This window comes from Streptomyces sp. NPDC048671 (genome assembly GCF_055587045.1).
Genome location: NZ_JBVJHB010000001.1, coordinates 589,489 through 601,154 on the forward strand (window position 1 = coordinate 589,489; position 11,666 = coordinate 601,154).

Annotated in this window: 10 protein-coding genes; 8 read left to right on the top strand and 2 right to left on the bottom strand. The window is 71.5% G+C overall.

All coding sequences use genetic code 11. The features are described 5' to 3' along the window. Window positions 1–9 precede the first annotated feature (9 nt). From ACZ6S6_RS02705 to ACZ6S6_RS02735, 7 genes are all read left to right on the top strand, one after another. Window positions 10–1,089, top strand: coding sequence for a heme/hemin ABC transporter substrate-binding protein (locus tag ACZ6S6_RS02705; RefSeq protein ID WP_469703359.1), 1,080 nt, complete (start codon window positions 10–12; stop codon window positions 1,087–1,089). After that, window positions 1,086–2,216: a FecCD family ABC transporter permease gene (locus ACZ6S6_RS02710; protein WP_469703361.1), complete on the top strand. Its 1,131-nt coding sequence runs from the start codon at window positions 1,086–1,088 to the stop codon at window positions 2,214–2,216. Before ACZ6S6_RS02705 ends, ACZ6S6_RS02710 begins: the two co-directional genes overlap by 4 nt. After that, window positions 2,213–3,052, top strand: coding sequence for a heme ABC transporter ATP-binding protein (locus tag ACZ6S6_RS02715; protein WP_469703363.1), 840 nt, complete (start codon window positions 2,213–2,215; stop codon window positions 3,050–3,052). The genes ACZ6S6_RS02710 and ACZ6S6_RS02715 overlap by 4 nt, the downstream gene beginning before the upstream one ends. Window positions 3,053–3,272: 220 nt before the next feature. Then, a complete protein-coding gene (efeO, locus tag ACZ6S6_RS02720; RefSeq protein WP_362957114.1) occupies window positions 3,273–4,409 on the top strand; it encodes an iron uptake system protein EfeO in 1,137 nt (378 codons plus the stop codon). A gap of 23 nt (window positions 4,410–4,432) precedes the next feature. Continuing rightward, window positions 4,433–5,797, top strand: a complete 1,365-nt coding sequence (efeB, locus tag ACZ6S6_RS02725) for an iron uptake transporter deferrochelatase/peroxidase subunit (protein WP_469703365.1) — start codon at window positions 4,433–4,435, stop codon at window positions 5,795–5,797. Window positions 5,798–5,836: 39 nt separating this feature from the next. Continuing rightward, window positions 5,837–6,808: an iron uptake transporter permease EfeU gene (gene efeU, locus ACZ6S6_RS02730; protein WP_362957109.1), complete on the top strand. Its 972-nt coding sequence runs from the start codon at window positions 5,837–5,839 to the stop codon at window positions 6,806–6,808. Continuing rightward, window positions 6,741–7,673, top strand: coding sequence for an SCO2278 family lipoprotein (locus tag ACZ6S6_RS02735; protein ID WP_469703840.1), 933 nt, complete (start codon window positions 6,741–6,743; stop codon window positions 7,671–7,673). Before efeU ends, ACZ6S6_RS02735 begins: the two co-directional genes overlap by 68 nt. Before the next feature lie 213 nt (window positions 7,674–7,886). On the opposite strand, the gene ACZ6S6_RS02740 is transcribed toward ACZ6S6_RS02735, so the two are convergent. Beyond that, on the bottom strand, window positions 7,887–8,633 hold the full coding sequence (locus ACZ6S6_RS02740; protein ID WP_362957106.1) for a bifunctional DNA primase/polymerase: 747 nt from the start codon (window positions 8,631–8,633) through the stop codon (window positions 7,887–7,889). Window positions 8,634–9,107: 474 nt separating this feature from the next. Between ACZ6S6_RS02740 and ACZ6S6_RS02745 the strand changes: the two genes are divergently transcribed. Beyond that, window positions 9,108–10,808: a sensor histidine kinase gene (locus ACZ6S6_RS02745; RefSeq protein WP_469703368.1), complete on the top strand. Its 1,701-nt coding sequence runs from the start codon at window positions 9,108–9,110 to the stop codon at window positions 10,806–10,808. A 78-nt stretch (window positions 10,809–10,886) separates the two neighbouring features. Here the strand turns inward: ACZ6S6_RS02745 and ACZ6S6_RS02750 are convergent, their stop codons facing one another. Beyond that, entirely contained in the window at window positions 10,887–11,633 is a 747-nt protein-coding gene (locus ACZ6S6_RS02750; RefSeq protein ID WP_469703370.1) for a response regulator transcription factor, read from the bottom strand. Window positions 11,634–11,666 lie beyond the last annotated feature (33 nt).

Genomic DNA, 11,666 nt, shown 5'->3' on the forward strand with positions numbered 1-11,666 from the left:
CGGTGCCCAGTGCGCTTCTCGCAGGACTTCGCCCGGCCGGCCCCGGACGCCGGTCAATCCAGGCGCGGGCGTACCGGCGTCCTGACGGCCGCCCTGTCCCTGGCGACGGCTCTGCTGCTGACCGGCTGCGGGGGCACGGGGACTCCCGCGGCGAGGACGGCGGGCGCCGGGACCGCCACGGCCGCGGACGCCGACCGGATCGAGCCGCTGGCCACCGCGCCGGCACCGGAGTTGCCCGTCACCGTGACATCGGCGGACGGCAAGCGGACCACGATCACCTCGGCCGACCGGATCGTGCCGCTGACCGGCAGCCTGAGCGAGATCGTCTTCACCCTCGGCCTCGGCAAGCGGGTCGTGGCCCGCGACATCACCGCCACCTTCGAGCAGGCCGAGAAGCTCCCCGTGGTGACCCGCGCCCACGACGTGTCGGCGGAGAGTGTCCTGTCCCTGCGGCCCACCGTCGTCCTCGCGGACACAACGACCGGCCCGGCCGAGGCCATCGGACAGATCCGGGACGCCGGGATTCCGCTCGTCGTCGTCGAACCGGCCACGGAACTCGCCGATGTCGGCCGCCGGATCGACACGGTTGCGGCCGCCCTGGGCGTACCGAAGTCCGGCAGCGAGCTCAAGCGGCGCACCCAGGACCGCATCGACGCCGTCCGGAAGTCCGTGCCCGAACCGGCCGACGGGGCGGAGAAGCCGCGCGTCGCCTTCCTCTATCTGCGCGGCTCCGCCTCCGTCTATCTGCTGGGCGGCCGTGAGTCCGGCGCGAGTTCGCTGCTCGAAGCGGCGGGCGCGGTCGACGCGGGCAAGGCGTCCGGGCTGAAGAAGGACTTCACCGCCATCACCAGCGAGGCCCTGGCCAAGGCGGCTCCCGACGCGATCCTGGTGATGTCCAAGGGGCTCGACTCGGTCGGCGGTGTCGACGGCCTGGTGAAGATCCCCGGCGTCGCCGAGACCCCGGCCGGCATGGACCGCCGCATCCTCTCCATCGACGACGGGGTGCTGCTGAACTACGGGCCGCGCACCGACCGGGTGCTGAGCGAACTGGTGGCCCAGCTCCACCCGAAGGACGGAGCGGCCAAGTGAGCGCCCCGTCCGACGAACGCACCCGGCCGGCCGAAGTGAAGGCCCCGGAAGCCAAGGCCCCGGAAGCGAGGGCCCCGGAAGCGAGCGCGCCCCCGGCCCGGCGCTCCACCGCCGTCACCCTGACCGTCGGACTGCTCGCGGCCCTGGCCGTCTGCTGTCTGCTCTCCGCCGGACTCGGCGCCTACCGCATCCCGCTCGGCGATGTGTTCGCCTCGGTCCAGCACCGGGTCGGGCTCGGCGGGCACGCCCTGGACCGGGTCGGGGAGAGCGTCCTGTGGAACGTACGGCTGCCGAGGGTCGTCCTCGCGCTGCTGGTCGGGGCGTCGCTCGGCTGCGCGGGCGCCCTGATGCAGGGGGTGTTCGGCAATCCGCTCGCGGAGCCGGGCGTCATCGGGATCTCGGCGGGCGCGGCGGTCGGCGCGGTCGCCTCGATCGCGCTGGGGCTGAGCTTCTTCGGCAACTGGACCATCACCGTCTGCGCGTTCGTCGCCGGACTGCTGACCGTGCTGCTCGTCTACGCGCTGTCGCGGTCGGGCGGCCGGACGGAGGTGGTGACGCTGATCCTCACCGGCATCGCCGTCAACGCCTTCGCGGGCGCGCTGATCGGGCTGTTCATCTTCTTCGCGGACAACGCGCAGATCACCCAGATCACCTTCTGGCAGCTCGGTTCGCTGGCCCAGGCCACCTGGCCCAAGGTGCTGGCCGTGCTGCCGTGCGCGGTGCTCGGACTCGTCCTCGCGCCGTTCTACGCGCGCAAGCTGGACCTGCTCGCGCTCGGTGAGCGGCCCGCCCGGCACCTGGGCGTCGATGTGGAACGGCTCCGCATCGTGCTGGTGCTCGTCGTGGCGCTGCTGACCGCTGCCGCGGTGGCGGTCGCCGGGATCATCTCGTTCGTGGGGCTGCTGGTGCCTCATCTGCTGCGGATGGCGAACGGCCCTGGGCACCGCTTCCTCGTTCCCGGCAGTGCGCTCGGCGGTGCGCTGGTGCTGGTCGCGGGCGATCTCGCGGCCCGTACCGTCGCCGATCCGGCCGAGCTGCCGCTCGGCGTACTGACCGCGCTCTTCGGCAGCCCGTTCTTCTTCTGGCTGCTGCGCAGGACCCGTCGCAAGCAAGGTGGTTGGGCATGAGGACGCTGCGGAATCTCTTCGCGGTACGCGACCGCCGGCCCCCGGCCCCGGCCGCCCCCGGCTCCCCCGTCGCCGAGGTGCGCGGGCTGCGGGTCCGGCTGGGCGGGCGCCAGGTGCTCGACTCCATCGAGCTGACGGTGCACGCGGGCGAGGTGCTGGCGCTCGTCGGCCCGAACGGGGCCGGGAAGTCGACGCTGCTGGCCGCGCTCGCCGCCGACCTGCCCGCCGAGAGCGGTGCGGTACGGATCGACGGGCGGCCGGTCACCGACTGGTCCGCGCCCGAACTCGCCCTGCGCCGGGCCGTGCTGCCGCAGTCTGCGGCGCTCTCCTTCCCGTTCCCGGTGGAGGACGTCGTACGGATGGGGCGTGCGCCCTGGGCCGGTACGGAACGCGAGGACGAGGACGATCCGGCGGTCCTCGCGGCGATGGCGGCCACCGAGGTCACCGAGTTCGCCGCGCGCCCGTTCTCCGCGCTGTCCGGCGGCGAGCGGGCCCGGGTCGCGCTGGCCCGGGTGCTGGCGCAGCGCGCCCCGCTGCTGCTGCTGGACGAGCCGACCGCCGCACTCGACCTGCGCCATCAGGAACTGGTGCTGCGGATCTGCCGGGAGCGGGCCGCCGCCGGTGACGCGGTCGTCGTCGTGCTGCACGATCTGGGGCTGGCCGCCGCGTACGCGGACCGGGCCGCCGTGCTGCACGACGGGCGGATCGCGGTGGCGGGTCCGCCCGCCGAGGTGTTCACGAGTGCGTTGCTCGGCGAGGTCTACCGGCAGCCGGTCGAGGTGTTCCCGCATCCGCGGACCGGGGTGCCGCTGGTCGTGCCGGACCGGACCGCTTGACCATCGCTTTACGTTTGCCAGGCTCGCCCATGGGTCGGTCGTGATCACCCCGTTCCCGTGCGCGCGTGGTGAGAGCTGAATCACTGCGCGCATGGGTATCGGCCAGGTAAGGCTCGGTTAAGTTAGGTCCGCCTCACCTGCCTTTGTCCGGCCTTACCCTTCTTCTCCGCCATGTTTTCCTCTCCCTCATCCTTCTCCTTCATCCTCATGTGGAGCCCGTATGCGAGCCGTTCGTCTCTCCGTCGTCACCGCTGCCGCCACCGTGGCCGCTCTGACCGCCGTCACGGGCTGCGCCGAGAAGAGTGACGGCAAGGGCGACGGCGCCGTCCAGGTCATCGCGAAGGACGACTCCTGCGAGGTGTCGAAGAAGAAGCTGCCGGCCGGGCACATCGAACTGGCCGTGCAGAACAAGGGTTCCAAGGTCACCGAGGTCTACGTCCTGTTCCCCGACGACCGCATCGTCGCCGAGCGCGAGAACATCGGCCCCGGCACCAGGGCCACCATCACGGCGGAGATCAAGGCCGGTTCGTACGAGATCGCCTGCAAGCCCGGCATGAAGGGCCACGGCATCCGGCAGAAGCTGGAGGTCAGCGGAGGCACCGCGGCCAAGCGCAGCCCCGAGATGGACAAGGCCGTCGCCGCCTACCGCACCTACGTCCAGGACCAGGCCGACGAGACGCTGCCGAAGGCGAAGCTCTTCACGGACGCGGTCGCCGCCGGGGACATCGAGGCCGCCAAGAAGGCCTACGCCGACTCCCGGCTCGGCTGGGAGCGGACCGAGCCCGTCGCCGAGTCCTTCGGTGACATCGACCCGAAGGTCGACGTCCGCGCGGACGGCCTGGAGGACGGCCAGAAGTGGACCGGCTGGCACCGCCTGGAGAAGGCGCTGTGGCAGGACAAGAAGCTGGGCGCCGAGGAGAAGGCGCTCGCGCCGACCCTCTACAAGGACCTGCTCGACTGGCAGAAGCGGGTCGGCACGGCGGAGATCACCCCGACCTCGATGGCCAACGGCGCCAAGGAACTCCTCGACGAGGTCGCGACCGGCAAGGTCACCGGCGAGGAAGAGCGCTACAGCCACACCGACCTGATCGACTTCAAGGCCAACGTCGAGGGCGCCGAGAAGTCCTACGAGCTGCTCAAGCCGATCGCCTCCAAGAACGACGCGGCGCTGTCAGCCACCCTGGACAAGCGGTTCGCGGAACTGAACAAGCTGCTGGACACCTACCGCAAGGACAAGACGTCCTACGAGTTCACCTCGTACGAGAAGGTCGGCAAGGCGGACCGCAAGGAACTGTCCGACGCGGTCAACGCGCTGGCCGAGCCGCTCTCCAGGCTCGCCGCCGCGGTGACCAAGTAGCGATTCGCAGAGGGGTTCCGGGCATGTCCGAGGAGACGCAGAACACGGCCGACGCCGGCCCCGCCACCGCCGGGGGCCCGGATTCCGGTACGCCCGGTTCCGGTACGCCCGGTTCCGGTACGCCCGGTTCCGGTACGCCGGCCGCGCGGGGCCCCGGCGGCGGCGCCCCCTCCAGGCGGGCGCTGCTCGGCTGGGGCGGCGCCGGACTCGCACTCGGTGCGGTGGCGGCCGGAGGTGCCGTCGCCGCGGTCCGCTCCGACGACGCGGCGGTCCCGGCCGCGGACAGTGGCGCGGCGGTGCCGTTCCACGGAGCGCACCAGGCCGGAATCGCCACCGCTGTCCAGGACCGGCTGCACTTCGCCGCGTTCGACGTGACCACGAAGGACCGGTCCGAACTCGTCGCGCTGCTCAAGGAGTGGACCCGCGCCGCCGAGCGGATGACAGCCGGTCACGCGGTCGGCGACGGGGCGTACGGGGGCCTGGCCGAGGCCCCGCCGGACGACACGGGCGAGGCGCTGGGGCTCAAGCCGTCCCGGCTGACACTGACGATCGGCTTCGGCCCCTCGCTGTTCGCCAAGGAGCGGTTCGGCCTGGAGGGCAGGCGGCCCGACGCGCTCGTCGATCTGCCCAGGTTCCCCGGCGACAACCTCGACGCGGCCCGCAGCGGCGGCGACCTGTGCGTCCAGGCCTGCGCGGACGACCCGCAGGTGGCGGTGCACGCCATCCGCAACCTGGCCAGGATCGGCATGGGGCGCACCGCGATCCGCTGGTCCCAGCTGGGCTTCGGCAAGACGTCCTCGACGACGCCCGGCGCACAGACCCCGCGCAACATGATGGGCTTCAAGGACGGCACCCGGAACATCGCCGGCAGCGACACCGCGGCCCTGGACGAGCACGTCTGGGTCGGCGGGAAGGACCGGGCGGACTGGATGACCGGGGGCTCCTACCTGGTGGCCCGGCGCATCCGGATGCACATCGAGACCTGGGACCGCGCCCCGCTCCAGGAGCAGGAGGACGTCTTCGGCCGCGACAAGGGCGAGGGCGCCCCGGTCGGCAAGGCCAAGGAGCGCGACGAGCCGTTCCTGAAGGCGATGCTGCCGACCGCCCACGTACGGCTCGCGCACCCGGACAGCAACGCCGGGGCGACGATCCTGCGGCGCGGCTACTCCTTCACCGACGGCACGGACGGGCTGGGCCGTCTCGACGCCGGGCTGTTCTTCCTCGCCTACCAGCGCGACACCCGCAAGGGGTTCGTGCCGCTCCAGCGCCGCCTGGCGGCACACGACGCACTCAACGAGTACATCCAGCACGTGGGTTCGGCGCACTTCGCCGTCCCGCCGGGCGTCCGCGACAAGGACGACTGGTGGGGCCGTGCGCTGTTCTCGTAGTCGCTCTCAAGTACCCCGAAGCGGAAAGGGACCCGAATCGTGTTCAGCAACTTCCTGATCGGCCTGCGCGAGGGCCTTGAGGCCAGCCTGGTCGTCTGCATCCTCATCGCCTACCTGGTCAAGACGGGCAACCGGAACAAGCTGCTGCCGATCTGGGTCGGTGTCGGCATCGCGGTCGTCGTCAGCCTGGCGTTCGGCGCGGGGCTCGAATTCGGCTCCCAGGAGATGACGTTCAAGGCGCAGGAGGCGCTCGGCGGTTCGCTGTCGATCCTCTCGGTCGGCCTGGTCACCTGGATGGTCTTCTGGATGCGGCGCACCGCCCGGCACCTGAAGTCGGAGCTGCACGGCAAGCTCGACGCGGCACTCGCGATGGGGACCGGCGCGCTCGTCGCCACGGCGCTCCTCGCGGTGGGCCGGGAGGGCCTGGAGACCTCGCTGTTCGTGTGGCGCGCGGTGCACGCGGCGGACGACGGCTGGCATCCGATGATCGGCGCGGTGCTGGGCATCGCCACCGCGGTGGTGCTGGGCTGGCTGTTCTACCGCGGTGCGCTCAGGATCAACCTGGCGAAGTTCTTCACCTGGACCGGCGGCATGCTGGTGGTCGTCGCGGCGGGCGTGCTCGCCTACGGTGTGCACGACCTCCAGGAGGCCGAGTTCCTCGGCGGTCTGCAGAACCAGGCGTTCGACATCAGCGCCGCGATTCCGCCGGACAGCTGGTACGGCACGCTGTTGAAGGGCACCTTCAACTTCCAGCCCGACCCGACGGTCCTTCAGATCACGGTGTGGGCGCTGTATCTGATCCCCACGCTCGCACTGTTCCTCGCCCCGGTAGGGTTCGCACGGTCAGTGGGGGCGACGGATCAGAAGGCGCAGAAAGCAACGGATGAGAAGTCTGAGGCCGGTTCGGCTGGCGACGGGGCTCGCGGCGGCGACGGTGCTGAGCATGACGGCGAGCGGCTGCGTGACGGTGCACGGCGAGCTGGAAGTCGTGCCGGCGGCGACGAGAGCTGAGGCCGCACAGGCCCTTAAGGCCTTCACCGCCGCGTACAACGCGGCGGACAAGGCCTACGATCCGGCGCTGGACGAGGACCAGGTGGGCGGCTCGCTCGGGGCGATCAACCAGGCGGGTCTGACGGCCCGGCGGAAGAACAATCCCAACGGCAACGCGAACCACCGGGCGCTGGAGCTGACCGACGCGACCTACGTCATCCCCAAGAAGGCCGGCTGGCCGCGGTGGTTCGTCGCGGACACCGACTCCAACCGGGATGTGGACCACGGCAAGCAGGACACCCGCTGGCTGCTCGTCTTCACCAAGTCCGGTCCCGGAGCCGGATGGAAGGCCGTCTATCTGTCGGTCGTCGCCCCGTCGCAGCTGCCCGGCTTCGCGAAGGACGGCGACGGCCGGGCCAAGCCGGTACCGGCGGACAGCACCGCACTGGTGGTGTCCCCGGAGGAGTTGAGCGAGCAGTACACGGGCTACCTGCAGAAGGGCACGCCCGACGTGTTCACCCCGGGGGCGTCCACCTCGCAGTGGCGCACCACTCGCCAGAACACCCGGCGGGCGGGGTTCTCGTACCAGTACATCGACCAGCCGCTGGACAGCGGCGCGTTCGGCCCGCTCGGCCTGGAGACGGCGGACGGCGGGGCGCTGGTCTTCTTCAGCAGCAAGCACTTCGAACGCCAGACCGCGGCGAAGGGGCTGCGCCCGGCGGTCACCCCGGACGTGCGTGCGCTGCTGTCCGGCGAGGTGAAGAGCACCCTCACGAAGGAGCGGGTCTCCAGCCAGCTGGTGTACGTCCCGAAGAAGGGCGCCGGAACGGGCAAGGTGACCATACTGAACCGCCTCCCAGGCCTGACCTCGGCCAAGGGCTCGTAACCCCTTTCAGCCCGCCCGGCGATTGAGGGCACCTTCCACCCGACCCCGGCAAAACCAAGCCCGCCCGGCGATTGAGGGCACCTTCCACCCGACCCCGGCAAAACCAAGCCCGCCCGGCGATTGAGGGCATCTTTCAGCCCGTCCGGCGTTTGAGGACGGAACCGGCCGCCGGACGCCCGGCACCCGGTCACCCCACCCCGCCCAGGCCACCGCCTACCGGCTCAGCGGCCAGGCCACCGACTCATGGTCGACATCACTCTGCTCCGCCGACCCCACGAACCGCGCACACGCGTCCGTCAGCGTCTCCAGCAGCGTCAGCGGATCCGGCAACGGATTCTCCGGCCCCCGCAGCCACCGCACGTCCAGCTCGCCCGGAAGCCGCGCGGGCGGCAGCAGTACGTAGCTGCCGCGGCAGTGCCACCGCAGCCCGGGGTGCTCGTCCATCGTCTCGGGGTGGCAGTCCAGCTCGCACGGCCACCACTCGTCCTCGTCCTCCGGCGTACCCCGCGTCGCGGTGAAGAAGAGCATCCGGTCGTCGCCGGACCGGGCCACCGGGCCCACCTCGATATCGGCCGCGAGCAACCGCTCCAGCGCCTGCTCACCCGCCGACAGCGGGACGTCGAGAACGTCGTGGATCATGCCGGTCGCCGTGATGAAGTTGGCCAGCGGCTGGCTGCGGGCCCAGCGCTCGATCTGGGGCCGGTCGGTGGTGGACTGCGTCTGCCAGGCGAACGAGATCGGATGCCTGGCGGGCGTGGGACAGCCCATGCGCTCGCACGAACATCGGTAGCCCACCGGATGGGCGGCGGGCGAGATCGGCATTCCGGCCTCTGCGACAGCCAGGAGCAGTGCCTCCCGTGCGCTGTCGTCGACCTCGCTCTGCTGCGGTTTGGGTCGCCGGCGCAGCCAGTGGGAAAACTTGCTCTCTGAGCCGCGACTACGGCCGAAATCGGCGCCCATCTATCCCCTTACCTCACGTTGCCCCTGTCCATCGTCCCACCATCCTGCGCCTCGGGTGGCCAGAGTCCCGAAGCGGGGTGCGGAGATCGGCGACATGAGGTGAGCACTATCACACCCCTTGTCATGAAATGACGGATGCGGTTCAAGGGGTCGCGCCCGTTCAGGGGCTCACCGCTCGTCCTCCGCGGCCGCGGCCGGCCGCCGGGAGCGCGGCCGGTCCCGGGACGGCGGTGCACCGGCGCGCTCCCCGCCCCTCGGCTGTCGTAGGCTGACCGTCCGTGACCGGCCCCAACCCTGCGGTGATTCGGCGAGCACATTCCCGGCCTACGGCACACGGATCCAGAGAGCGGCGCCCCGATGACAGAGACAGCACCGACCGCGCCCCCCGGCCCCCCTGAAGCCCGCTGCCCCGGCCCGGCGGCCCGGCCCGAGCCCGTTCAGCCGGACAGCACGCGCCGGCTGCTGGATGCCGTGATGAGTCTGGGGCGCGGACTCGAACTGCCCGAGGTGCTCCGCGGGATCGTGGAGGCCGCGGTGGCGCTGACCGACGCGGAGTACGGAGCACTCGGCATCGTCGGGGAGGGGCAGAAGCTCCTGGAGTTCCTGCCGGTCGGGATATCGGAACGGCTCGCGGCCGAGATCGGCCCGTCGCCGTGCGGACGCGGAATCCTCGGTGAGCTGATCCATCACCCGGAACCCCTGCGGCTCACCGACCTGAGCAGCCATCCGCGCAGCTTCGGCTTCCCACCCCGCCATCCCCCGATGCACACCTTCCTCGGGGTACCGGTCCGGGTGCGCGACGAGGTGTTCGGCAATCTCTACCTCACCGAGAAGCGGGGCGGGGCGAGCTTCGACGCCGACGACGAGGCGGTGCTGACCACCATGTCGATCGCCGCCGGGGTCGCCATCGACAACGCCCGCATGTACGACGAGAGCCGTCGCCGGGAGCGCCGCCTGGAGGCACTGGGCGAGATCACTCGCACCCTGCTCTCGGGGACGGACGCCGACGAGGTGCTGCACCTGATCGCCGAGCGGGCGATGGAGGTGGCGGGCGCCGACCGGGCCGCGATCCTGCTGCCCGCGCCCGCCGCGTCCCTCGCGGGAGCTTCGGAGACACCCGCGGCAGCCGCCGAGGCGCGTCTCACCGTCGTCGTCGCCCACGGCAGGGACTCCGAACGCGTGACGGGGCTGTCCGTGCCCGCGCGGGGATCACTGGCCGGACTTGCCGCCCGTACCGGGAGACCCGTCCACTGCGCCGATGTCCGTGACGATCCGCGGGCCCACCCGTTCGGCGACGGCGCCGAGGAGGGGCTGGGCCCGGTGGTGACGGTGCCCCTGCGAGTCGACGCGGGAGCGAGGGGCGTGCTGCGGCTGGGGCGGCCGGTGGGGCGCCCGCCGTTCGACGACACCGAGGTCGCGCTCGTCTCCGGCTTCGCCGACCAGGCGGCCATCGCCCTGGAACTGGCCCGCAGGCGGGCCGAGTCCGAGGAACTCGCCGTCATGCACGACCGGGACCGGATCGCCCGCGACCTGCACGATCTGGCGATCCAGCGTCTCTTCGCGACCGGGATGACGCTCCAGAGCACCACGCGTGCCATCGCGGACCGGCCGGACGCGGCCGAGCGGGTCAGCCGGGCGGTGGACGATCTCGACACCACGATCCGGATCATCCGGTCCACCATCTTCGATCTGCGGACAGCGGACGGTTCGGGCCGCGGCGGGCTGCGTCACCGGATGTCGGAGACCGCCCGCACGGCGGCACACGCCCTCGGTTTCCGGCCCTCCCTTCGGATCGACGGGCCGGTGGACAGCATCGTGCCGGACGAACTGGCCGAACACGTGGTGGCGGTCACCGCCGAGGCCGTGTCCAACGCCTCGCGCCATGCCCGTGCCACCCGTATCGGCATCGTGCTGTCGGCCGGCGACGAGGTGACCCTCACCGTCACCGACAACGGCATCGGCATCGGCATCGGCATCGGCATCGGCATCGGGGACGGTGTCACGGCCGTGCCCGGGACGGGGGAAGCGGCCCGGACCGGCGAACCGGTGGCCGGGCGCCCCGGAGGGCTGGCCAACATGCGTACCCGGGCGGAGCTGTGCGGCGGCACGCTGGCCGTCGAATGTCCGGCCGACGGCGGGACCCGGATCGTCTGGCGCGTGCCGCTCCCGGAATGACGCCTGGTCGCCGGGCAGTTCGGCCGGGCAGACGCCTGGTCGCCTGTCAGTTCAGCCGGAATGACGTCTGGTCGCCTGTCAGTTCAGCCGGGCGGGGGGCCGGCCCTGGCGGTCCTTGATCCGGCCGACGAGCATCGCTGCCTGGATCCGGCGGCCCACGCCCAGTTTGGCGAGGATCGAGGAGATGCGGTTCTTGACCGTCTTCTCGGCCAGGAAGAGGCGTTCCGCGATCTCACGGTTGGTGAGGCCCTCGCCGATGAGATCCAGGATCTGCCGTTCCCTGGGCGTGAGTACGTCCAGTTCCGATACCTCCGCCGCCTGGGCGGGGGCCCGTTGGCCGCGGCGCAGCCGTGCCATCACGCGGGCGGTCGTGCGCGGATCGAGCATCGAGGTGCCTGAGGCGACCGTGCGTACGGCGGCGATCAGATCGGCTCCGTTGATCTGCTTCAGCACATAGCCCGCGGCGCCCGCCATGATGGCGTCGAACAGCGCCTCGTCGTCGTCGAACGACGTCAGCATCAGGCAGGCGAGTCCGGGCATCAGCGCTCGCAGTTCCCGGCACACCTCGATACCGGCGTGGTCACCGCCCCGGTCGTCACCGAGGCGTACGTCGAGCACGGCGACGTCCGGCCGGCTGGCCGGTACGCGGGCCAGCGCCTCCCGGGCGTCGGACGCCTCACCGACGACCTCGATGCCGTCCTCGGCGTCCAGCAGATCGCGTACGCCGCGCCGCACGACCTCGTGGTCGTCGAGGATGAAGACGCGTACGGGGGCAGCGGACTGCGACGGGGCCGTGTTCGGCGGGGACTTCGCGGACTCGTTCACACCAGTCTCGATCGGTTCGGGGAGAGGGCCGAA

Coding starts and splice junctions, on each gene's coding strand:
- ACZ6S6_RS02715 (WP_469703363.1), top strand. CDS start 2,213: ATGAGGACGCTGCGGAATCTCTTCGCGGTACGCGACCGCCGGCCCCCG.
- efeO (WP_362957114.1), top strand. CDS start 3,273: ATGCGAGCCGTTCGTCTCTCCGTCGTCACCGCTGCCGCCACCGTGGCC.
- efeB (WP_469703365.1), top strand. CDS start 4,433: ATGTCCGAGGAGACGCAGAACACGGCCGACGCCGGCCCCGCCACCGCC.
- ACZ6S6_RS02735 (WP_469703840.1), top strand. CDS start 6,741: ATGACGGCGAGCGGCTGCGTGACGGTGCACGGCGAGCTGGAAGTCGTG.
- ACZ6S6_RS02740 (WP_362957106.1), bottom strand. CDS start 8,633: ATGGGCGCCGATTTCGGCCGTAGTCGCGGCTCAGAGAGCAAGTTTTCC.
- ACZ6S6_RS02745 (WP_469703368.1), top strand. CDS start 9,108: ATGAGTCTGGGGCGCGGACTCGAACTGCCCGAGGTGCTCCGCGGGATC.